This is a genomic window from Paenibacillus sp. FSL R7-0302 (genome assembly GCF_038006885.1).
In the GTDB taxonomy this organism is placed as follows: Bacteria; Bacillota; Bacilli; order Paenibacillales; family Paenibacillaceae; genus Paenibacillus_AQ.
This window is the reverse complement of the sequence record NZ_JBBOWB010000002.1, coordinates 65,931-87,693: the sequence shown is the minus strand read 5'-3', so window position 1 is coordinate 87,693 and position 21,763 is coordinate 65,931. Positions and strand designations below refer to the sequence as shown.

At 43.7% G+C, this 21,763-nt stretch carries 20 protein-coding genes, 1 pseudogene and 1 riboswitch; of the genes and pseudogenes, 12 read left to right on the top strand and 9 right to left on the bottom strand.

Annotation, left to right across the window (positions count from 1 at the left end; genetic code table 11):
* Positions 1-408: 408 nt before the first annotated feature.
* The gene (locus MKY96_RS26080) at positions 409-978 is read right to left on the bottom strand and encodes a hypothetical protein (protein WP_340944929.1); all 570 of its coding nucleotides are present in this window, start codon (positions 976-978) and stop codon (positions 409-411) included.
* A gap of 589 nt (positions 979-1,567) precedes the next feature.
* On the opposite strand from MKY96_RS26080, the gene MKY96_RS26075 reads away from it, so the two are divergent.
* The 6 genes and pseudogenes from MKY96_RS26075 (at position 1,568) to MKY96_RS26050 (ending at position 7,064) form a co-directional block, all read left to right on the top strand.
* The gene (locus MKY96_RS26075) at positions 1,568-1,852 is read left to right on the top strand and encodes a hypothetical protein (protein WP_340944927.1); all 285 of its coding nucleotides are present in this window, start codon (positions 1,568-1,570) and stop codon (positions 1,850-1,852) included.
* Positions 1,853-1,981: 129 nt separating this feature from the next.
* A complete protein-coding gene (locus MKY96_RS26070) occupies positions 1,982-2,245 on the top strand; it encodes a hypothetical protein (RefSeq protein ID WP_340944926.1) in 264 nt (87 codons plus the stop codon).
* 244 nt (positions 2,246-2,489) lie between these two features.
* Positions 2,490-2,963, top strand: a pseudogene (tnpA, locus tag MKY96_RS26065) (IS200/IS605 family transposase).
* Positions 2,964-3,229: 266 nt separating this feature from the next.
* Entirely contained in the window at positions 3,230-5,284 is a 2,055-nt protein-coding gene (locus MKY96_RS26060) for an AAA family ATPase (protein ID WP_340944925.1), read from the top strand.
* On the top strand, positions 5,269-6,339 hold the full coding sequence (locus MKY96_RS26055) for an ATP-dependent helicase (protein WP_340944924.1): 1,071 nt from the start codon (positions 5,269-5,271) through the stop codon (positions 6,337-6,339). The genes MKY96_RS26060 and MKY96_RS26055 overlap by 16 nt, the downstream gene beginning before the upstream one ends.
* 71 nt (positions 6,340-6,410) lie before the next feature.
* Positions 6,411-7,064, top strand: coding sequence for a 3'-5' exonuclease (locus tag MKY96_RS26050; RefSeq protein ID WP_340944922.1), 654 nt, complete (start codon positions 6,411-6,413; stop codon positions 7,062-7,064).
* A gap of 465 nt (positions 7,065-7,529) precedes the next feature.
* On the opposite strand, the gene MKY96_RS26045 is transcribed toward MKY96_RS26050, so the two are convergent.
* Entirely contained in the window at positions 7,530-8,330 is an 801-nt protein-coding gene (locus tag MKY96_RS26045; RefSeq protein WP_340944920.1) for a DUF5677 domain-containing protein, read from the bottom strand.
* A 645-nt stretch (positions 8,331-8,975) separates the two neighbouring features.
* Between MKY96_RS26045 and MKY96_RS26040 the strand changes: the two genes are divergently transcribed.
* Positions 8,976-10,226: an SEFIR domain-containing protein gene (locus tag MKY96_RS26040; protein ID WP_340944919.1), complete on the top strand. Its 1,251-nt coding sequence runs from the start codon at positions 8,976-8,978 to the stop codon at positions 10,224-10,226.
* Positions 10,227-10,400: 174 nt separating this feature from the next.
* Here MKY96_RS26040 and MKY96_RS26035 read toward each other — a convergent pair whose 3' ends face one another.
* Positions 10,401-10,619 (bottom strand): hypothetical protein, encoded by a 219-nt coding sequence (locus tag MKY96_RS26035; protein ID WP_340944917.1) that lies wholly within the window; start codon positions 10,617-10,619, stop codon positions 10,401-10,403.
* Positions 10,620-11,042: 423 nt separating this feature from the next.
* Positions 11,043-11,927, bottom strand: a complete 885-nt coding sequence (locus MKY96_RS26030; RefSeq protein ID WP_340946757.1) for a helix-turn-helix domain-containing protein — start codon at positions 11,925-11,927, stop codon at positions 11,043-11,045.
* Between the two features lie 148 nt (positions 11,928-12,075).
* On the opposite strand from MKY96_RS26030, the gene MKY96_RS26025 reads away from it, so the two are divergent.
* Together MKY96_RS26025 and MKY96_RS26020 are read left to right on the top strand one after the other, a co-directional pair.
* A complete protein-coding gene (locus MKY96_RS26025; RefSeq protein WP_340944916.1) occupies positions 12,076-13,734 on the top strand; it encodes a family 43 glycosylhydrolase in 1,659 nt (552 codons plus the stop codon).
* A 450-nt stretch (positions 13,735-14,184) separates the two neighbouring features.
* Entirely contained in the window at positions 14,185-14,382 is a 198-nt protein-coding gene (locus MKY96_RS26020; RefSeq protein ID WP_143803861.1) for a hypothetical protein, read from the top strand.
* A gap of 506 nt (positions 14,383-14,888) precedes the next feature.
* On the opposite strand, the gene MKY96_RS26015 is transcribed toward MKY96_RS26020, so the two are convergent.
* The 4 genes from MKY96_RS26015 to ytxJ all read right to left on the bottom strand — a co-directional run bounded on the left by MKY96_RS26015 (position 14,889) and on the right by ytxJ (position 17,892).
* Positions 14,889-15,344, bottom strand: coding sequence for a hypothetical protein (locus MKY96_RS26015; RefSeq protein ID WP_340944915.1), 456 nt, complete (start codon positions 15,342-15,344; stop codon positions 14,889-14,891).
* A gap of 133 nt (positions 15,345-15,477) precedes the next feature.
* A riboswitch (cyclic di-AMP (ydaO/yuaA leader) is annotated at positions 15,478-15,647 on the bottom strand.
* Positions 15,648-15,887: 240 nt separating this feature from the next.
* Positions 15,888-17,219: a WD40 repeat domain-containing protein gene (locus MKY96_RS26010; RefSeq protein ID WP_340944914.1), complete on the bottom strand. Its 1,332-nt coding sequence runs from the start codon at positions 17,217-17,219 to the stop codon at positions 15,888-15,890.
* 107 nt (positions 17,220-17,326) lie between these two features.
* Positions 17,327-17,569: a glutaredoxin family protein gene (locus tag MKY96_RS26005; protein WP_036722203.1), complete on the bottom strand. Its 243-nt coding sequence runs from the start codon at positions 17,567-17,569 to the stop codon at positions 17,327-17,329.
* Positions 17,566-17,892 (bottom strand): bacillithiol system redox-active protein YtxJ, encoded by a 327-nt coding sequence (gene ytxJ / locus MKY96_RS26000; RefSeq protein WP_340944912.1) that lies wholly within the window; start codon positions 17,890-17,892, stop codon positions 17,566-17,568. Before ytxJ ends, MKY96_RS26005 begins: the two co-directional genes overlap by 4 nt.
* A gap of 227 nt (positions 17,893-18,119) precedes the next feature.
* Between ytxJ and MKY96_RS25995 the strand changes: the two genes are divergently transcribed.
* Both MKY96_RS25995 and MKY96_RS25990 read left to right on the top strand, forming a co-directional pair.
* Complete coding sequence (locus MKY96_RS25995; protein WP_340944909.1) at positions 18,120-18,842, top strand: SDR family NAD(P)-dependent oxidoreductase; 723 nt, start codon at positions 18,120-18,122, stop codon at positions 18,840-18,842.
* A 51-nt stretch (positions 18,843-18,893) separates the two neighbouring features.
* Positions 18,894-19,529: a ThuA domain-containing protein gene (locus tag MKY96_RS25990; protein WP_340944908.1), complete on the top strand. Its 636-nt coding sequence runs from the start codon at positions 18,894-18,896 to the stop codon at positions 19,527-19,529.
* A gap of 93 nt (positions 19,530-19,622) precedes the next feature.
* Here MKY96_RS25990 and MKY96_RS25985 read toward each other — a convergent pair whose 3' ends face one another.
* Complete coding sequence (locus MKY96_RS25985; protein ID WP_340944907.1) at positions 19,623-20,522, bottom strand: CHAD domain-containing protein; 900 nt, start codon at positions 20,520-20,522, stop codon at positions 19,623-19,625.
* Positions 20,523-20,744: 222 nt separating this feature from the next.
* On the opposite strand from MKY96_RS25985, the gene MKY96_RS25980 reads away from it, so the two are divergent.
* On the top strand, positions 20,745-21,650 hold the full coding sequence (locus tag MKY96_RS25980) for a lipoate--protein ligase family protein (protein ID WP_340944905.1): 906 nt from the start codon (positions 20,745-20,747) through the stop codon (positions 21,648-21,650).
* Positions 21,651-21,763: the final 113 nt, after the last annotated feature.

Here is a 21,763-nt window from a genome sequence, read left to right as displayed (position 1 = left end):
GGTCTTGGTGCAAAGACAAAAAGAAAGAAGCATAGCCATTAGACCATGCCTCTCCCTATAGGTTGAGTCCGGCCATCAAAGTCTGGAATTAGACTTGCAGAACAAGATTCGTGAGTGCGAAATTCACGATGTTCTGGGTGCGGATGCTATCCGCTGATGCGCGTTTAATTGGTTTTATTGTATCAAGGGTCAAAGAAGCCTACAATAGCAATGGAACTCCCAAATAAGCTGTTTATTGATGATAATCGGGGTTAAGCTCATTTAGGCGAAGTAGATCGCATTATCCCTTCATTTTCCAACCTCAACCTTCGATATAGCCTTATCTCTGAAAAATCAAATAAGAACCTTCTTTAGCTACTCCGCAAATGATTGGATCTCTGCATTGACGATCCCTTGCTCCGAAATTGTTCAGAAGGACTTCGTTGGTCCGACTGAATTCATTGGCCCACTTGATACTGCGTAATAATCATTTATCAGCTCATATGCTGCTTCATCATTGTAACGATTATATTTACATGCAAACTTGATGTTTTGCATACGGCTGGGGTAACCACGTTCATATGTGAGTTGTTTTCGCATGTTGCCTTCATATATCCAGAGTAGGATCTGGGTTTCACGAAATTCTTCGTTCAATAACCCCGCAAGTGCCGCACCGTTAATATTTGCTCGCAATTCTTGAAGTAGAACAACGGGCTTGTAACATTTTGGTAGGAGTGCTCGATATAGACTAAAGAGCTCTTCCTGAATTAAGTGAATGAATTCGTGAGCGAGAATGAATTTGACAACGTTCGGTTGTGAATCCATAAAACATTCGATAAATTTTTTTTGGAGTTTTATATTCCCCAAAGCGGTTACTCTTCCCAATCCCCCTTTGTCGTTTGTGTAGATGAGTTTGATTTTTCGTTTGAATTTTGTTTTTTCCTGAAATTCGGTTATCCATTGGTATAGTTCGGGGTATTTCTGATTTGGAATCTTCATTTCTATGAACCTCCTGGTTGTTGTTTTCCCCAGAATAGCATGTAGGTGCGCCTGTGGTCAGCATTCAACCCGTTCTAGTCGGTTCGTGTCCCACTTTCTGCTGAGTAATAACTCCCGCTTCAACAAGGATTTATATATCTTCGACTTCTCGAAATGGTATTGTGATGGATCTCGGCAAGAATAATGATTTTGGTTAAAGGGTCTATTTTTCGAATGGTGTCTTTTGTGACGAACCTTGACTTGGCACGATAGTAAGTAACGCCTGCATAGAATCTCGCCAGTCGCTATTTATGCTCTAGTTTAGGGAATGGCTGCCACTTTACCCGGACACAATCATTAACATTCATGCCCAATGACCTCCGATCAGGGCTGAAATGTTTGCTTTCACGTTATCTGCAGCATTGTTAACCTTTTGGAACCGCCGTATGCGGACTCGAGGTGTAAGTTGCATCAGGCTGTGCTCATTTGAGTTAAAGTCTGTTTTTATGCCAAATTTAAAGTAAAAACCTGTTTGAACCTCTTTTGTTAGGCATGTATACTTTTACTTTCAACTGTGGATAATGTTAAGAAGTTTAATTAATGATATTATATGGATGGGGTTGATGATTTGTCATATAAAGAGATTTTTGACCTTCACGTACATCTGCTTTCAATCTATGAAAAAAACAAGAAGTCACCAAGCCCTTATGAGCGTGAAATTAACTATTACAGAAAACAATATTATATTGCTAAAGATATTGTTCAGAAAATTTTTGTTTTGAATCAGTTAATTTTAATTTATGAAAAAAGTAGAGAAGCACAAATCAGATGGTGTTCGGAGTCGTACTTCAGAGGTGAAGAAAATGACCCTCTTGTAGAAAGCCAGACAACATGAATTTAGTTCATCCAATTCGCTTTGATGCTATACTCATTATTGCTAAAACAGATTATAAATGGTGGCAGGAAGTAAACAAATGATTTAATTTATTGTATATTAGAAGAACAAACGGCAGGAGGTGAGAGGTTGAATAATCCCACTAAGCCTTATTATGCGGTTGATAAAACCATATATTTTACGGACAGGGTTGAAGAAGTATTAATCTACACCTTTGATGAAGATGATACCGCTGGGACAATATGTGAATTGCTTAATAGCGCTTATGACTCAGCATATCAAGATGGTTTAAATGCTTCTTTAAGCCGACATCACAAAGAACTGCTTGATAAATTGCTCTTGCTAACAATGGAGAATTCTCGAATGAAAAATTTAATGAAGATGAATGAATAAAGTGAATATTTGCATATTGTAATTATCTATACGACTATAGTACTGAATATACCAAACAAAAAATCAAACAATAACGCGATGCCATTTGGCTTCGTGTTTTATTATGGCTTTAGCCAGTTGAGCGCGTGAAACGCGGGAAACCAAAAACCACCCGCTATGCGGGTGGAGGGAACAAGGGTTTGACCACCAAGACCATTCCGATAGATTTGAGATGTTCAGGCTCAAACGAAAGGAATGGTCAAAGATGGCAAATAAGAGCTACAGCCTAGCTCACACGAAGTGGATGTGCAAATACCATATCGTGTTCACCCCGAAGTATAGACGGAAAGAAATCTATAATCAAGTGAGGAAAGACTTGATCTAAATCTTTAAGCGTTTATGTAAATACAAAGGGGTTGAAATCATAGAGGGACACATGATGCCGGATCACGTGCACATGTTGGTCGCGATACCGCCGAAGATCGCCGTGTCCACGTTCATGGGATATCTGAAGGGAAAAAGTTCGCTCATGATCTTTGAGAAGCATGCGGGGCTAAAGTATAAGTATGGGAATCGAAAATTTTGGGCGGAAGGGTACTATGTGAGCACGGTGGGTTTAATTGAAGCCACGGTAGCCAAATACATCCGTGAACAAGAAGCACATGACCAAGCCATAGATAAATTGAGTGTAAAAGAATACGAAGATCCATTCAGTGATAAAAGGAACAAAAAGAAATAAACCCGTTTAACGGGTGAGTGAAGATGACAAATCACACTGAGCCTGAACAATGTGTGGTCAGGCTAGCGTCTTTAGGCGCAGTTTGGCAACAGGGGGTTTTACCCCAAGAGCAAACCACCCGTTGGACGGGTGGTCCTGATTTTGTATATTTGTGGATAATGATGGGTCTTATGGAAGGGGGATCGTTTTGTCTGTCGAATTATTAATGTAAATCGGATGCTTGCTTTATTCTTTACAGAATTTTGGTTCTTAGGAAGGGAGTAAAAATGTATATATCTAGTGTTAGTATAAGAAATTACAGGAACTTTAAAGACACATCTATAACCTTTAATGATGGTATAAATGTCGTTATCGGTCATAACAATGCAGGGAAGACGAATCTTATAAAAGCATTATCACTTATTTTAGATCCGAATGGAAAGAAGAAATTAGACATATATGACTTTAATAAGGTAGCTATACTAGATGAAATAAAACTGAATCCTCCTAAAGTTTCTATAAGCGTGACTATAAAACAAAGTGAAAATGAAGACCTTCTCTCTGATGATCTAGTGACAGTAGCTGAATGGTTAACAAAACTTGATGAGCCATATGAAGCAGCTATCACCTATGAATTTTTCCTCCCAGAGAAAGAAGTTGAAAAATATAAAACAGCTATTAAGAAGGCAACAGATTTAGATAAAGCATGGCGAATCATTCAACATGAGTTTTTGAGGCTGTATGTTTTTAAAATATGGGGAGGTAATATCGTTAATCAAACCATCGCCGACAATGAATCATTACAAAAATTCGATTTTCAATTTTTAGATGCAATTCGAGATGTCGAAAGAGATATGATTTCAGGTAGGAATTCTTTGCTTAGAGATGTCTTGGATTTCTTTATGGATTATGATATAAAATCTGATCCTCAGCGTACAGAAGCAGAGAAATTAGAGGAAATAAAATTAAAAAAACAATCGTTTTCAGATAGTGCTGACATGCTAATATCAGATCTCCTGAAGAGAATGTTGCTAGGTAAAAATCAGATATTATCCTATGTGAAAGATACGGGTGCAGCATTTAATAACGCCAAACCTGATTTTGAGGGGAATATCTCTGATGTCGAGTTGTTTTCTGCGTTAAAACTAATTGTGGAGTATGAATCAGGTATAAAAATACCAGCAACTCATAATGGTTTAGGTTACAATAACTTGATTTTTATGTCTTTGCTACTATCTAAAATGCAGGTCAATTCAGATGGTAACTACTTGGGAAGTAATGCGAAAGTTTTTCCCGTCTTAGCCATTGAAGAGCCCGAAGCTCACTTACATCCAGCTATGCAATATCAATTTCTAAAATTCTTACAGAAAAATAAAGAAGAAAAAAAGGTAAGACAAATATTTGTGACCACCCACTCAACTCATATTACTTCTTCTGTCTCTTTAGATGAGATGATTTGTTTGCATAATGAGATTGGTGAAACAAGTGTAGGTTATCCGGGGAAAGCACTCATGGAGAACGAAAAAAGCAAGAAATATGTTCAGCGATTCTTAGACGCTACTAAATCAGATATGCTCTTTGCACAAAACGTTATTTTAGTGGAAGGAATAGCCGAACAACTGCTGTTGCCAATATTCGCGAGATATTTAGGTATCTCATTGGAAGAAAAACATATAGCTGTGGTTAATGTCGGTGGAAGATATTTCGAACATTTTCTTTATTTATTTAATTTGAAAAATCCCTACGCAATACATAAAAAGATAGCATGTATAACTGATAGAGATCCTGAGAGAAAAGTGAAGGGAACAAAAGGTGAAAACTATAGCAAATGCTATCCTTATGAATATGGTGTCCAAAATGATAAGTATGAATACAAGCAAAATCCTTCTTTTATGCTGTATCCACGTGATGGACATTCTAATATTGCACTTTTTACTCAGGATGAGTCTGAAGGAAAAACCTTTGAGTATGATTTGATTTTACATAATCCTTCACTAAAATTATTCCTAACAAATTCAATGAAAAATCAAGATGAAATTCAAAAGTTAATGGAGTTATATAAAATGGGGGGAGAACTTGTGGAGTACGAAAAAACATTAAGGAAAAGTGAAGAGAATGATAGAATAATAGAAAGTTTAAAATCCAATACCTCTTGGAAAAGCGATCAGAAGTCAAAGGCTCTTATAGCTTCACGATATCTAAATTCTGTTGGCAAGGGTGAAAATGCTTTGGAGTTAGCTTCTGTGCTAACGGATAATTTTTATAAGAGGGGAACAGACGACTTTCAAACTATTAATGTCCCAAATTACATTAAGGATGCCATCACATGGATAGTGGAATAATCGAAATTGACTCCGATGCTTTAGTACCTTTTGAAAATCATTTTCGTGTAGCAGCGGGACCTGGTGCAGGAAAAACATACTGGCTTGTACAACAAATTAAAAATGTTTTGCATCATTCTCAAAGGTTAGGAAGGTCTCGGAAAATAGCTTGTATTACCTATACCAATATTGCAGTAGAAACCGTTTTAAAGCGTTTAGGCACTAATAGTAATCAAGTTGAAGTTTCTACGCTACATAGTTTTTTATACAGACATATTTTGAAGCCCTACGCCTTATATCTGGGTAGTCATTATGAATTGAATGTAAAAGAGATGAGTGGGCATGATGATACAGTAGTACATCAAAAAAAAGTAAAACATTGGATTGAAAATCATTCCAATGTAGATTTATTAGAGCATCCGTATTCCGTAAAACAATTAACTATGCGTGAAGAAAATACAATACCACTAATCAACTGGCTGTATCACTTAAATTATGAATTTAATATGCATGGGGAACTTATGCTCGTTGGAAATCCGAAAAAAGCATATAGAGTAGAGAAAATCGGTGATAAGGAAGTACTTAAGTATCTTACTAAAGCCTGTTTAGGTATTCTAGAAACGGATTTTTTTGAGTACAAAAAACTTTATTGGTCTAAAGGAATCGTAGATCATTCAGATGTTCTTTTTTTCAGCTATCAACTTCTTCAAAATAACCCATTTATTTTGAATGTTGTAAGAGCAAAATTCCCGTATTTGTACATTGATGAATTTCAAGATACAAATCCCATACAAATGGAGATTCTGAAACTTATAGGAGCCAAGGAGACTATCGTTGGTATTATTGGTGATACAGCACAATCAATATACAGTTTTCAAGGGGCTGATCCTGACCAATTTACTTCTTTTTCACTGCCCAATCTTTCAGAATATGTTATGAAAAAGAATAGAAGAAGTACTAACCGCATTATAGATTTGTTGAACTTTACTCGGAAAGATATTCAGCAGGAATATTTTAGAAATATTGTTGGAGATAAGCCTAAACTTCTGTTGGGAGAAAGAAACAGGCCTTATTAAAGGCACAGGAATTTTGCCCCGACGGTGAAGAGCTTTACTCATTATCACGAGACAATCCAACGTCAAATGCCATGAGAAGATTTTCTTGCGAATATACTTTTAATGAGAAGTTAATAGATGAGCTCTTAAAAATTGATAAATCAACTAGTAGTAACAGTTATAGAAGTAGGGTAGTTGTTAGTTGTTTAAAATCTGTAGAATATGCTTGCAATGGAGATATAAAGAAAGCAATAAAAGAAATTGAAAGCATTGAACGAGATGTTAGTAATAAAGAAGAGAGAAGGAAGATCGCGTTAAAATCGCTTTATTTTCTCATGAACGAGTATTCTTCTTATAAGAATAAGTCTTTATATGAATTTTATTTGTGTATTAAGAATGCTATAAAAACAGAAATATCTAAGTTGAACAACGGTGCAGCTAGAACATTTTACGAAAGTTATGCCTATGAGCAATTAGCCCTATGTGTAAATATTACAGATGATAGAAGCAAACATAGAACTATTCATAAATCAAAAGGAGATGAATTTGATAATGTAATGATTGTCTTAAAATCTTCTTCTGATTTGAAAATGTTTGTTAAGCCTGATTTAAAAGATGAAGAAGAACATAGAGTTAAATATGTTGCTTTAAGTAGGGCAAAAGAACGTATCTTTGTAAATGTTCCGTCGATAGAAGAAAATCTTCTACCTAAACTAAAAAAGGTTTTTGAAATTATAAATGTATGACATATACACCAAGCAAGATCAATTAAAATCGTTGAACTAAGAAGCGCAGTACAAGGTAAATAAAAGAAATTATTCATTGCTGAAATGAATCTACTGATGTTGAATGTTTAGCTTAGCTTAACTTTTCATTTTAACGGAAGCGATCTGATAGAATTTCCAAAAGCTTAGTAGTCGGTTGAAGTAATAAATGTAGTGAATAGTACTGTGGACAGCCACTATAGTTCGGACAGATCATCACATAACAAAACTTAAAAGTTTTTTGTTAACATACCATCAGATACTGTAAAATAACTTTTAGACTGACCTAAAAAATTTAAACAGCGACAGCAAAGGATTCTGATTCCTCGTCCTTTGTTGTCGCTGTTTCATGGAAATAACTAATGTGTAGCAGCGTTCTTCTTCATACTTAGCAGAAACAGAAGCGAATTACTAGGGAGCATCTCAGCAGTTGCTTCATTGTATTTTTCAGTCAATTTCGCCTAGTTTTGTTTTTGCTGCTTTGTATTCCTGTAAAAATGGTAAAAGATGATTCATATATTCAGGAAAAGTCGTCTCTGTAAAGCGCATAGCGGAGGATACAAGAAATGTACAAATAACACCAAGATTAAATGTATCATTATCTGGATTGAAGCCTGAACGTACCGGTAACAGCCCATTTTGCGTTAATGCGCGCAATGCAATGTAATTATGCGCGCTTTTGGATAAACTACCGTATATCGAGTACACCAAGTCTTGTTCTCCAAGGTTTTGTACTAATTGTTTAAGCGACAAGGGACCTCCAAATAGAGAATACCATTTTGGATAGTATGTACGTTTCAATCTTTCAAACTCATCCAGCATGGGCTTTAATTCAGATTGATTAATGATATCTGTATGTTGACGAATTGCCTCGTTCATGCGCTGAATATTTGTTCCAATTTCGTCTTTTGCATCAATCGCATCAGTCGCAGATTCAATCTGTTGCAAGTGATATCCAACTTTATAAGCACATGCCCGTTTTACTGTTTTTTGTGGGTCGATAAGGATATATTTAAATGCCACATAAGCTTCCAGTAAACTCCGAAAATTTAATTCAGCAGATGCACGCAAACCATTTTCAGCGCTGACTTTCACGCCAACACTCAATTCAATAATTGACCGAAAGAGCGAAGATATAACTTGATTGTTAGTATCAGTTAAATCTTTTCCTGTTTGAAAAGCTTGAAGTTCAGTGTTACCGAACGCAAGGGAGTACTCTAAAAGATCATGTATATTTGAAATTCTCAAACTTATCCACTCCTTATAGAAAATTTAATCCACTTGTAAGATCGTAGCACAAATAATATTAGCGAAAATTCAAGGTTTGAACAGGGCGAAACTATTACAAACGAAAAATGCGGGGTACTCGCTGATCATCTCCTTCTAGATATTCTTCTCCCTAAACCCGGTGGGGTATAGCAATTTGCAATTCTTGCCTGGTTGACAGTCTGTATGTTGATATGAACAGGAAAAATAAACTTCTTCACCAATGCTATACTTCTAGACTGTCCGTAGATTGGTCGGCCCAAGAAGCTTTGAGATATTTAAACGGGAGGACTGGCTCCAGAACGCTTGCTGTTGATCTAAAAGAACAGATGCTTCCTCGATAAGTCCTGTATAGAAAGATAATTATGATATTTCTAGAAGTTAGATTCTTAGTTCAAGGATACAAAAATTTTAGCTAAACCTAAGCACTAATCAATTATTAATGGACATGGAAATTTAACGAATGAAGAAATATTTGTCCTAGCGAATGTTTTACATGTATTGTAAAATAGCGATATCATTCATATAAAATGGATATTCCGCAGATCTTAGTGACGTGGAAATGTCTGGTCCCTTTTTTATGCCATGCGAAAATGGAAGAAACTCAGGTCTACGGAGGTTGCTTAAATGGACGAAGAGAAAGTCCCTGTTGTCTTTATATCTTATTGCTGGACAAATGAGACACATATGCAGTGGGTGTTGAATCTGGCCGAACAGTTAATGGAGAAATCTGGAGTTGAAGTAATTCTGGATAGATGGCATGGTATCGTGGGTCATGATAGATTCCAGTTTATGGAGAACAGTATTAAAAAAGCTGACAAAGTTCTCGTAATCTGTGACGAAATGTACTGTCGAAAAGCTGATAACAGAGAGGGGGGCGTGGGGACTGAAACTTTAATCATTACTCCGGATGTATATCAAAACACGGAACAAGAGAAATTCATCCCTATCGCACTTAGCCAAAATTCTAACGGAGAATATATTCTCCCAACGTATTTTAACTCTCGTTTTGCTCTCGGAATGTTAAATGCCGCCCAATTCGAACGTGATTATAATCAGTTAGTACGGCTGATTTGGCAAGAACCACAATTGAAGCCACCCGTACGTGGATCAAAACCAAATTTTCAGGATGAGACTGTTACAACAGAATCTCCTAAGGAAATAGTGGTGGTGAAAACAGATACTGCTGAAGAGAGGGTTGTCTGGTTGTTGCCTCGTGGCTTCCTTATATACGAGGATATCACCTTTAATTCCGGTAAATCCTGGAGTAGTACTGTGACTTATTACAACTATGATGGGGAGTGGCAGCAAGGAACCCACTATCATGAATCTTACGGGTACAGTTGGGAAAGAGACATAGAAATACAGTACAGAAAACTTAGTATCCCTGAAGCTGATTGGAATTGGTGCCGAGCTCCTTTAAACTTACTGCAAGAATTAAGAGAGGTTAGCAAGCCAATTGATATAAAAAACAAGGTTAGTCAGATAAATTATCCCGTTTATTATTATGCTCCTGGAGATGAAATTCCACTTCCACAAGTTCCGGATGAATATAGTTTTTATTATGAAACCGGTGATCTAAGAGATGTTCAACAAGAAATACGTACCTTGATAAAAACTTCATTACACCGGGGGGATGAAGAATTTCATAAAATGATAGTACCGATTAGACATTCAGCATTCTTGTATTCTTTAAAATTTCTTGGCAAAGACAATCCGTCACTCACATTTATAAAAGAGATCGTCGATGAATATAAACCGTCGCTAAGTAAATTCGAATTAATGGAATGGTTTGGAAAACTGGATTCGATATTGACCAGTACCTTGAACATTGAATGGGATGCCTGGCAAACGAATTTAAAAAGAAAAAAACAATGAAGTGATTTAGCATAGTAAAATTATTATAAGGCCGAGGTGAATTTCCTCGGCCTTATTCGTACATGCAAAACTAATTGTGTATAAAATGTCTAATACTAAATCTAAATCCTTCTTACTACGCGATTAAAACAAAATTCAATCACTTTTAATCAAAGTTCTTAGCGCTTTTTTTGTTTACAACGCACTACTCTCCTGTTTGAGATCTATAAAGGCTTGGATCTCTTTTTTATCTTTGATTGGTAAAGCGCGATATTTATATATAATTTCCATTTCGTCGGTAGTCAAAGTAGTCTCATAAATTGCGGTGCGAATTTCATTAACCAGTTCGGATATAACCTGTTCATTTTGTTGGGTATTCTTCGTTTTAATTAAATTAAAAACATAATTTTCCATTATATTATTAATCCTATTTACGATTAAATCATTAGAGACATCAAGGCTTAATTCGGTGCAGAGTATTTTGTTTCTAAAGATAAGAAAACTTTGAAAAAAAATTAAGTTCTTATATGATGCCTTTGAAATTAAAACAATGGTTTTATCTATGAGTCAATTCGTCTCAGTTTTTAGTTAGCGGTTTGAAAATGAATTGTGATGTTTAACATATTTAGTTATTGGTGTCAATTACTTATTTTAAGCATGGAAAAATGTCCTTTGAATAAATCTGTTTTATACATGATAAAGACACGCCTTATCTGATTTGTAGTTGTCGATAATCTGATTTGAGCATAAAAAAAGCGCCCTTATCGGCGCCTTTTTGTCCAAACTATAGTGGCTACCCACAGGAAAGCCCGTCTGGTTTAATGGACGGGCTTTTTGCTATACACCATTATTTTTACGATAGTCGGAGGGGTTAATGCCCGTCCATCTTTTGAATTGTCTGCTGAAGTGAGAGAGGTTCTTGTAGCCCAAACGGTTTGAAATCTCATTTAAAGATATTTTGGGCTGCTGTAGTAATATTTTGGCTTCCTGCAGCTTTAAGTCAGATAGATAGGTGCGGGGCGACAGCTTGTATATTTTTTGAAATACCTCTAATCCATAGTTGGGGCTTATTCCAAGCGAAGCAATGATGGGCTGGATGTGGAGGGTGTAATCTGAATTGCCCTCGATACAATTTTTCTTAAAAGCCCTTTTGATGGCTTCGGCAATTTCTTTGGCATATTTCGCTGTGGTCATGGATTGGTTAGCACGTTTCTCCGTCTGTACCGGCTGGATATCTACAAGCACCTCCAATAACTCGAACAAGACCACTTGTGCTTTTAGCTTTGCTTTGGTGAACGGCAACTCAGGCTCATGCAGAATATCGATCCATTTTTGAAGGCATTGTTTCAGTCTACTGTGATACAAACTGGCGGGCTCATAGACCCAGTCACAGTTTTGCATTATTTTGATCCGCAAGGAGGGCTCGTCTACATCGAAATGAGCACAAAAGTAGGTCATCGATGTAGCGGAAATGCATTTATTCGTATGCTCGAACCCAGGCGGAATCAGCAGAATATCATCCCTGTTCACAATGAATTGTTCATGTTCCATCCTTGTCTCTTGAGCCCCATCCAGCACAATTAGAATCTCAAAGGCATGGTGGGATTCTGTAGTCATGCTCCAGTCGGCAGGAACAGTCTGTGTATGTGCGCCAAAAAAACGTATATTCCAATCAATGCGCGGCAGCAGCAGCGTCTGTGTGCCTGTGAGCTGGCTATTCATATGTTCCAATGTGCAGCACCTTCCTTTGATTTGGGTAAATGTAGCCGTAATCATCCCATCGCATAAGTACGCTAGCAGTTATTATAATATACATAGACAACAGGAAAAGGGTAAATAATATGGCTAAACAGCGAAGGGAAGCAGAAAAATGATGAAGATTAACAATCCTATTATCCCTGGTATGGCACCAGATCCATCTATTATTAGAGTGGATGATGTGTATTATATTGCGACATCCTCGTTCCATTGGAATCCCGGCGTTCAAATTTTCAAATCAACCGATTTAGCCCATTGGACGCTGACAGCCTCCGTATTAAGTAAAGGTGAAGTGAATTTGAGGGGGACCAATACTCCGGCCGGGATCTGGGCGCCGCATCTATCCTACGATCCTAGGGCGAAACGGTACTGGTTAGCTTATTCGCATATGTTAAACATGGCAGGCCGTGAATTCAACTCGGATTCCTATGCCATGTGGGCAGAGGATATCCATGGACCTTGGTCGGACCCCATCTATCTGACCTCCATTGGTTTCGATCCGGCACTCTTCCATGATGAAGACGGTAAGCACTATGTGTCCATCCTTGAATGGGAGACCCGTGAAGGGTACCAAGCCCCTGGACATATTGTGATCGCTGAATTTGATTTGAACGAGGGCAAGATAGTTGGAACATGGCACCGGGTCACGCAAGGCTTTACCAGCCGCGGCTGTGCTGAAGCACCGCAGATCTATAAATATAGAGATAGGTATTATCTTTTATTAGCTGCTGGCGGAACTGGTTATGCTCATGGTGTTGAGCTGGGACGTTCGAAGAATATTTTTGGTCCCTATGAACCGCATCCGTCGGGAGAGCCGATCATCACCTCCTCGCCGCGCCATCTATTTTCACTTGGTAATCCGGATGCCGGGCATTTTGAGATGTATAATCCAAGTTCAATTATGCAAAAAGCAGGTCACGGCTCATTAGTTCAAACCCAAACAGGGGAATGGTATATTGCTCATCTCATGTCACGCCCTGTGGAAGGAACGCTAATGAATCCATTAGGCCGTGAAACCTCTATTCAAAAAATGCATTGGACAGAGGATGGCTGGCTGGAAATGAAGGATGGATCGAATGTAGCGAAAATGGCAGTTGAGGGGATGACAGGTGTTGAATTAGAGGCCGATGGAATCTCTCATGACGTATTTGATGATTTTAATCAGGAGAAATATGATCTTCATTTTCTGACTCCGTACCGGGAACAGCAAGCTGTATGGGTGAATACGGTTGAACGTCCGGGTTGCTTACGCATTCATGGAGAGAATTCTTTTTTCTCGCAGATCCATCCGGCGATTATGGCTACGCGTGCAACCTCCCTTCATTATGAAGTGCAAACCAAGGTGGAGTTCCACCCCGATCATTACTCGGAAACGGCCGGTATGGGGCTATACTATGATTCTAATAATTGGCTGTATGTTCACTTGACCCACTCTGAATCAGAGGGCACCGTTCTATATGTACTGCAGGCCAAGCTGGGAGAGCGCATCGAGCTGGTCCACAATTACATTCCAGTCCCTGAAGACACAGCGGAGCTGAAGCTTATCTATAATGCAGGCATCGCGAGTATCCTTTACCGCTTCGGGGATAACGGGGATTGGCAAACTTTTGTAGAGAATATCGATGTTCTCTATTTGTCGGATGAAGGCGTGAACGGGGAGCCGGGGGAGATTGGCGGGTTTACAGGCTTGTTCAATTTCATCGGTTCCGTGGATGCTCACCAGCATGACTCCTTCGCTGATTTTGACTATTATGGCGTGAAGAATTACTAATCATGCGAAAAAGACTCTTCTGAGTAAGAAAAGCCCATTCTTTTAAGGATGGGTTATTCATTTTATAATGAATTGAAAGAGCACACGATATTAATGACTTGACTAATAAATATTAAATTTTATAAGGAGGATTTTCCACTGGATCACCCCAAAATGTCGATCTACAGGATCTGACATTTAAACAGGTGCTGGATTATACGGATTCGGTTATTATAGCGGAGGTCATTCAGCAAATGCCGGATTTCAGCGTGGATCTAATTACGGAGCCAGTACGGCTATAAACTGGATAATCTTATTAGTGAGATTAAGGCTTTAAAAAACAATTAAAGGTATCCTTTAAATCATGTGACGATCATTCCCTGAAGTCTTGCTTACCCGGACCCTGAACTGGTGAAAACGCCGGAGATGGTGTACCTTAGTAGTATTAGTCTTTAGGAGTGGTGAATGGTTGTGAAGAAAAGTAGACAAACCCCCGTGCTGGTCGCGGCTTCTATCCTGCTCATTATTGTCAGCAGCCTGATCCCCTCGGATCAGTCGACTTGGCTGGGGGCGTTACAGACCCTTCTGCTGGGAGCCGGACTGCTCGGCTGCTGTATGGCTTTTTGGCGGTTTGCCAAGGGCGGCAAGGGTGGCAAGGGCAAGAGCTGAGTTCTATGTAGTGAACGGCCGGCGGAGACAGGATCAGTGCATGGGATGGTTAGCTATGTAAGGTGAGCCAGGCACTGTATGGGTGCTGATGCTGAGAGTCAAGGATTAAGTCGCGGCGGATGCTGCGGCTTTATTTGATAGAATTTATATGTTTTGGGGTCCCCGCAAAAGTACCTGAGTCATCACCTACGCTAAAGCCCCACTTTGTGGGGGGTTGCGGACTCAGCGGCCCTTATTTTGTGAAAAAGACTGATTATCTTCCCGGAGCGGACTGAGAGGACGCTAAAGGGCTGTATGGAGCGCAAAATGAGACGGAATTGGTTAATTAAGCGCCTCTCAGTCCGCATGGCCTTCGGAATGGTCCCATTTGCTGAAATAGCGGATCTGTAGTCCGCATGGCCCGCTACCCATCTCCCTCTGTCGCATCCGTACCCTAATTCCGCCACATCCAACTCATTCCGCCGTACTCATTCCTATATTCCGCGTATCCCGCGTTATTCCCAGTCTCACCCCGCTGAAGGGCGGTGGACCGCAGGCAAGGCTGAATGTGCGGCTGCCATCTGTTCGCGTATTCCTCTAAGCTGGGCCTTTAGCTCGGGGATGCTGCACTCCAGAATCTGGCTGATGTCGGGGAGGGGGAGCTGGATGCCATACCACAAGGCACTGGCAACGTGATCGTCCCAGTTAAGCAGCGCAGAAGCGCAGCGGCTGCGGTCCCGGGCGAGCACGGCACACTGGCGGATGCACTCTCTGTAGGCAGCCGCAGCAGCGCCATCGCCTGAGAGGCTGCCCTTCAGCCATAGTGTATGGAGTGCTACGAAGGTGGCGATTGCAGCTTGTTCGGCGCGGGCGCCTTGCTCCAGCAGCAGGCAGCTAAGCGCGTAGACGGGACCGCTATATTGCTGGGTGTAGGGGTTGAATCCGGCAGCGGCTGTTAGTTTGGGCGATAAGGGGTCAGGCATGTGGTCACGTTCCTTCCTGAATCTATACTGTGCAGTTCATCCAGCGCGCAAAAAACCGCAGGCAGAGGAGGACCTCTGCCTGCGGTTGTGGGTAACAGGCTTAAGAAGCCTGGCACAAAAGCGTGGCGGATCAGGGCTCTCTCCTTACGCTTACGAGGTTAGCTGTCGGATTCGGACGGTGAGAGTCGCCCTACCTGCCGGAGACCTGCGCGTGGCATTCTCCTTCGGATTCACCCCAAGTCGGCCTGACGGCCGGATGGTTCCCCCGTTTTCCACATGACGGAAATTCAGCGTGCATGCATATGCTCATTTTCATGAATGCATTCATTTGCTTTCAACACGAATCATACTCTCTTCAGAGGGGGTTTGTAAAAATGGAAAAGAGTGCTATTCGCCTTGTTTTCAGCAAATGGCTGACTGGTTATGCAAATGGAAGCGAAAACTCATATATGTAGCAGATTATCTGCCATTTATCTCGCTCAATCGCTGTTTTTTATTTTTGGCAGACGGCGGCGGGGAAGAAGGGTTCCCCCATGTATCAGCTCACCACCAAAGCGGCTCATTCTGATTCTTCCAGGCAATCATCCGCTTCATCTCACGAACGGTTCCTGTTGTAATCTCATAGTCGCTGCGTTCAGTGGCATGAAGGTCCAGGAAATGCAGCATCCCTCCATAAGTCCCCACGGCCAGCATGGTCTCATCCGGATTGACAGCTAATCCGGAAATGGTGCTTCCGGCATAATAACGCCACAGCTCCCGCCCCTCTACATCAACGAGCCTCAAGTAGCCATAGGCATCGCCAATGACAACACCGTCCTTCAGCGCTGCCGCCGCATACACCCGGGCTTCCCCGTTAACGACCGGATATTCCTGATCTGGCAGGAGCTTGCCTGCTTCTAGATCTTCAAGGGACACGGCAACAGTAACGCCATTGTAGAAGTGGCAGGCATTGTACCATACACTATGCTGGTCCTTCGTAAATATAGTATAGTGCGGGTAACTGGATTCCGGATTGAATAAGTGAACCTGCCCTGAAGCTGTGTCATATAAAAGATGATCACTGCCCTGGCTGCCATAGGCAACCCATCTTCCATCCGGAGAGACAGCACCATGCGGCATGTCGATCTCAATATGCTCCATCTCATCTGCTTTATATTCTTCGAGGTCAGGATGCAGCAGCTTCACCTCCCATGGCTTCTCCTGCAATTGCTGGACCAGGATAATCCCCTGACTTGTAACAAGCAATAACGCTTGACCGTCGTTAAAAGGAATAACTTGCTCCAAGGGTAACTCCTGATCCAGGCAGTCTATGTTCAAAACGGTAAAGTCCGGGTCCAGCGCTTGAATCATTCCATTCAGCTCCCGCCACGAAAGCTCGGCCACTACTTCTCCCTGTAATGCGCTGTTCATGGATTGCAGAATAGTAATCCCTTGCGTGCCCGCGAGTGCATAGAACTGATTGTCAGGAGATGCCCCAACCAGGCTAAATTCGTCGAATACGGAAATAACATCCCTATGTACAGCCACAACTGCATTCTTCTCCCAAGGTGAGCCGGTGCTGAACACCACAGCATCATCACTTATGAAATGGATACCGCGAATCGCCTGCATCTCCTTCTGAAAGTGCCCGGAGAGCGGCCACGTTGCCGCCGGTAGTTGCTCCCGCAGCTCAGCAATCTCACCGTGCTCATTAGCTCCTCGAATCATCTTATAGATTTTGGCGGCGAGGGCCCCGCGTGTATCCTCTGCGGGTTCATTTCCCGCTTTGTCCCAGCCTTCTGTCAGGCCCTTATGTACGAATTGATTGACGTCGCTCGCATAACGCGTTCCTTCTTCACGCCATTTGGCGGCATGCTCATCCTGTAGCCATTTCAAAGGATCAAGCCTCCTTTTCCAGATATATATAAATATACAGTTATTTCATCGATGAATCGCAAAAAAAAGGCGCTGCTCCTGTTGAGAGGACAGCACCTTTGCGTATATTACAGAACAGCAGCATCCATAAGCTCCTGAAGCTCAGGGAGATTGAAGCCCTTGACCGCCCGGTCCCCGGATACGGTGACTGGAATGCCCATGAAGCCCAGCTTCTCCACTTCCTCCTGGTAGACGGAGCTGGTCATCACATCCCGGACCTCGAAGGGAATGCCCTTGCTCTCCAGCAGCTGCTTCACCTGATTGCATTCGCCGCAGCCGGAGGTCGAATAGACAATTACGTTCGCGCTCATTGTTCCACTGCTTCCTTTATCGCTTTTTGGGTAATCTTCCAGTGTGAGGTGTTCCAGCGGACCTCGCTGTCCTCCAGCAGGAAAATCTGCGGGGATTCATGCTTGATCCCGAAATCCTCAGCAATCTGATTGGACACAGACCGGTCTTCGATCACATGGACAACGGCTGCTGGAGTATCTGAATGCTGTGCATAGGCCTGGAATTCCTCGTTGGCCTTGGCGCTGATCGGGCAGGTGGTGCTGTGCTTGAAGAGCAGTTTTTTGCCGGGCTGCCCGATATATTGCTGTAGTTCATCCTTAGTATGGATCTGTTGAATAGACACCTTAGAATCACCTTCCTGTGTAAGAGTGAATGAAACCTGTTGTCAACAATTGTGTTGTTAACAACTATTAATCATGATTGTAGCATAGTTCAAAATTAAAGCAAAAGAAAGTTCAGCTAAGCCTGCCCCTCCCTTGCAGGACGTTGTTAACGGCCGGTGGCCATGCTAATGTGAGAGGGATGAACTTAGGCTCAGTGCATAATCATGCAGATATGAGGGGGGAGCTTATGAAAAGGGTTGCTTGTGTCACCGGTGCTGACCGTGGACTCGGATTGTACCTGGTTCGCTCTCTTTTAGAGAGTAAATACATGGTGTTTGCCGGACAGTATTTGCCGGACCCTGCGCTACTTGAAGCTTTGAAAGCGCAATACCCGGATAGCCTGAGGCTGGTCCCTCTCGATATCGGCAGTGCAGGGAGCGTAAAGGAGGCCGCGCGGAGTATTGCCGGAAGTACAGGGCACCTTGATATAATTATCAATAACGCAGGGATTATCCACAAGTCTGATGATGCAACGGTGCTCGTGGATATGGATGATGAAGCTATGGCGGAGATTTATAACGTGAACACGCTGGGTGCGCTGAGGGTGAGCAATGCACTGATGGGCTTACTGCTGCAAGGCCGCCAGCGTCTGGTGGTTAATATCTCGTCGGAGGCCGGAAGCATCGGGCGGAACAAGCGGATCAATATGTATGGCTACTGTATGTCGAAGGCCGCGCTTAATATGCAGTCTTCGCTGCTGCACAATCATCTGCGTGCGATGGGCGGACAAGTGCTGGTCTTCCATCCCGGCTGGCTGCAGACTTATATGAACGGGGAGAAGGATGCAGAGGCGCCTGTAACTCCTGAAGAATCAGCAGGCAAGATTATGACGATCGTTCATAACCACAGGATGTATCTAGCCGAAGAACCGGCTTATATCGATCTGGACGGCAATCTCTGGCCCTGGTGACACGAACACATTCAGGACAGGCTAACTTGGCAAAAGAGAGGTGTGTACATCATGTCTTCATACAAAGCACTAGCGTTCGGCAGCTATACTGAAGTGAAATATCATCCCTTCGAAGGGGTAGACCGTGAGCTGGAGCAGCTCCTTGAGCCGGAGCTCCAGGTGGTCTCTACGGAGGATTACGAACGGATGAACCAGGCAGAGCTGGCAGAATGCAGGCTGGTGATCTCCTATACGGAATTCTCTGAGGAGCAGTTGCCCGCTGCGCAGAGCGGAGCCCTGCTTGCTTATGTGGCTGGCGGCGGCGGGCTGCTTGTCGTGCACAACGGCATATCCCTGCAGCGTAATCAGGAGCTTGGGGCGATGCTCGGTGCCCGGTTCACCCATCATCCGGCGTTCACGACGCTTCAGATGAAGGTGACTGCGCCGGAGCATCCGATTATGGAGGGGATCTCTGATTTTGTGATAGAGGACGAGCCATACTATTTCGAGCAGCATCCCCACTTCGAGACAACGGTACTGGCCGAATATCCTCATGACGGAGCGATGAGACCGGCGGCATGGTGCCATACCTTCGGCGAAGGCCGGGTGGTCTATCTGATGCCTGGGCACCATCTGCCTTCCTTCTCTTCAGAGCCGCTGCGCCGGATGATCCGCAGAGGCGGATTATGGGCTGCCGGAATGCTATAGTACGTGACGCTTATGATAAAAGGCAGGATACCGCTTGGATAACATGCGGTGTCCTGCCTTTGTGTAAATGATAGGATGATCAGCTATGATGCCCTATTTTTGGGGCTCAGCACCAGAAACAGGGACGACCTCGTTCTGATGAAGAGCTTCCAGTACCTCTGCACGCAGCGTATCGGTGAAGGCGGCCCAGACTTTTTTGCCGACATCCAGCTCTTCGCGTCCAATCGATTGCAGCGTCTCAAGCCATACCCGCTTGTCATTAATGAGTCCGAGCTGGTCCTGGATGTCCTTATAGAAGGCTTCATGGGCATGGAATTTCTGATTCAGCGCAAAAGCAGCCGCATTCGCCGTATACCGCAGTTCCTTGGCCGCAATCCGCAGCTCATGAAGGGCTTCGAAGGCTTCCTTCGATTCAGCGGATGGACCCTTGAACAGGGTCTTGCAGGCTTTTTTCTTCTGTTCAAAGGCGACTTCGAGCTCGCGCATGGCTACATTGGCGTCTTTTTTGGCAGCGAAGGGCTCTAACTGGGTCTGGGTAAAAGGGGTCCACAGCGCTTCGAGCGCTTGGCCGGACAGCTTGGGCAGTGCCTTCTTCAGCTTCTTGCGGGCGTCCTTCCGTGTGTCCTTCTGGTGTTCAATGACCGCCTTCAGCAGCTTGGCAGTCTTCTTATCGCCCGCCGCCTTCGCTGCCTTACGCCGGGCCTCAAACGATCCGATCAGCACATCTGCGTCACGGACTCTGCCAAGCTTTTTCTGGGCCTGCTTGAAGCTGTCATACAAGTCTGCCGTTGCAGTATGGCCCGGATCAAGAATGGACAACAGGGTCAGCAGCTTGCGGCTATTGACTCTGGCCTGATGAATATCCTCATCGTTGAACCCTTTGCGCGCATCCTTGCTATAGTCCTGAAAATTAATATACAGCTTGCTCATAGCCTGTTCCCATTGCCTGGATTTGCTTAGTTGCCTGTCCTTTGCCTGTGGTACGGTGGTCATGCAGCATCACTCCTAGAGGTTGTGTATAGCATGAGCTTATGCGCGAATCTTATGGCTGGTATATTCTTCTGTACTACATTAAGGATAACGGGTTCGCTCCACCATTTCAAATCTGTAAGGGCATACTGCCGGTTGTACGGTGCGCGGATAGATCGGTTACAATGTGAATAGTTAACGGAGTTAAGACTAGCTTAGACCTTATAGATAGAAAGGGGAATCAGCATGCGGAGTGAACCTTATGATGTACTGGAGAACGGGTCGGCAGGGAGGCTGCCGGAGCAAATGATCCTCTTCACGCATACCGGCGGTGAAGCCGGGGGAGAAGGGGAAGAGGCATCTGCGGAGGATATGCTGATTCCGTTTGCTTTTGAAGAGGTGCTGTGCCGTGATGTCGGGGTCGGTTGGGTCCCGCCGGTGCTGCATCTCTGGAGCCACCCCGGCGGAGTCGCGCTTGGGCTGCGGGACAGCAAGCTGCCCCGCGCAGCAGAGGCGATGCAGGCGCTGGAGCGGCAGGGCATCCGTACGGCAGTCCGCCATTCGGGCGGCGCTGCGGTGCCGCTGGATGCGGGAGTGATCAACGTGTCCCTGCTGCTGCCGAAGCCTGCGGGCAAGCTGGACTTCCACGATGATTTCCGGCTGCTGGCTTCGTTGATTACCGAAGCGGTAGCCGCGGGGCATCCGCAGGCAGCGGCGCAGATCCGGGCAGAAGAAGTCACCGGGTCGTATTGCCCCGGTGACTTCGACCTGGCGATTGGCGGCCGCAAGTTCTGCGGCATCGCCCAGCGCAGACAGAGCAGCGCGTACTTCGTTCACGCGTTCGTGATTGTGTCCGGCTCGGGGCTCGCGCGCGGAGAGTGCATCCGCCGCTTCTATCAGGATGCAGCGGACGGCGATGCCTCCCTTGACTATCCGCGCGTGCGGCCGGAGACCATCGCTGCGCTCGCGGAGCTTGGCGGCCCGTCTTCGGCGGCCGAATTCACCGCGGGTATCCGGCAGGCGCTTGCCGGCCGGGGAACCCGCCTGCTGCCGGCGGAGCTTCTGCAGCAGGAGACAGGCTACAGCCTGCGGTACAGCGACCCGCAGGTGCTTGAAGCAGCGCGTATGCTGCGCGAGAGGTACGCCCGCTGAAGCGGGCGGCTACTGACGGAAGCAACGGGTGGATGGATGTATGCGAATAACCGCATACAATGTGCAGGCTGGGGTGTGCGCAGCCCGAATGTATGCGAAAAACAGCATACAAT

What these genes read in the sequence shown, in the direction of transcription:
- MKY96_RS26025 (WP_340944916.1), top strand. Translation starts at nt 12,076, where the DNA reads ATGATGAAGATTAACAATCCTATTATCCCTGGTATGGCACCAGATCCA.
- MKY96_RS26060 (WP_340944925.1), top strand. Translation starts at nt 3,230, where the DNA reads ATGTATATATCTAGTGTTAGTATAAGAAATTACAGGAACTTTAAAGAC.
- MKY96_RS26040 (WP_340944919.1), top strand. Translation starts at nt 8,976, where the DNA reads ATGGACGAAGAGAAAGTCCCTGTTGTCTTTATATCTTATTGCTGGACA.
- MKY96_RS25980 (WP_340944905.1), top strand. Translation starts at nt 20,745, where the DNA reads ATGCGGAGTGAACCTTATGATGTACTGGAGAACGGGTCGGCAGGGAGG.
- MKY96_RS25995 (WP_340944909.1), top strand. Translation starts at nt 18,120, where the DNA reads ATGAAAAGGGTTGCTTGTGTCACCGGTGCTGACCGTGGACTCGGATTG.
- MKY96_RS26005 (WP_036722203.1), bottom strand. Translation starts at nt 17,569, where the DNA reads ATGAGCGCGAACGTAATTGTCTATTCGACCTCCGGCTGCGGCGAATGC.
- MKY96_RS25990 (WP_340944908.1), top strand. Translation starts at nt 18,894, where the DNA reads ATGTCTTCATACAAAGCACTAGCGTTCGGCAGCTATACTGAAGTGAAA.
- MKY96_RS26080 (WP_340944929.1), bottom strand. Translation starts at nt 978, where the DNA reads ATGAAGATTCCAAATCAGAAATACCCCGAACTATACCAATGGATAACC.
- MKY96_RS26050 (WP_340944922.1), top strand. Translation starts at nt 6,411, where the DNA reads ATGAGAAGATTTTCTTGCGAATATACTTTTAATGAGAAGTTAATAGAT.
- MKY96_RS26030 (WP_340946757.1), bottom strand. Translation starts at nt 11,927, where the DNA reads ATGAATAGCCAGCTCACAGGCACACAGACGCTGCTGCTGCCGCGCATT.
- MKY96_RS26035 (WP_340944917.1), bottom strand. Translation starts at nt 10,619, where the DNA reads ATGGAAAATTATGTTTTTAATTTAATTAAAACGAAGAATACCCAACAA.
- MKY96_RS26015 (WP_340944915.1), bottom strand. Translation starts at nt 15,344, where the DNA reads ATGCCTGACCCCTTATCGCCCAAACTAACAGCCGCTGCCGGATTCAAC.
- MKY96_RS26075 (WP_340944927.1), top strand. Translation starts at nt 1,568, where the DNA reads ATGGATGGGGTTGATGATTTGTCATATAAAGAGATTTTTGACCTTCAC.
- MKY96_RS26055 (WP_340944924.1), top strand. Translation starts at nt 5,269, where the DNA reads ATGGATAGTGGAATAATCGAAATTGACTCCGATGCTTTAGTACCTTTT.
- MKY96_RS25985 (WP_340944907.1), bottom strand. Translation starts at nt 20,522, where the DNA reads ATGACCACCGTACCACAGGCAAAGGACAGGCAACTAAGCAAATCCAGG.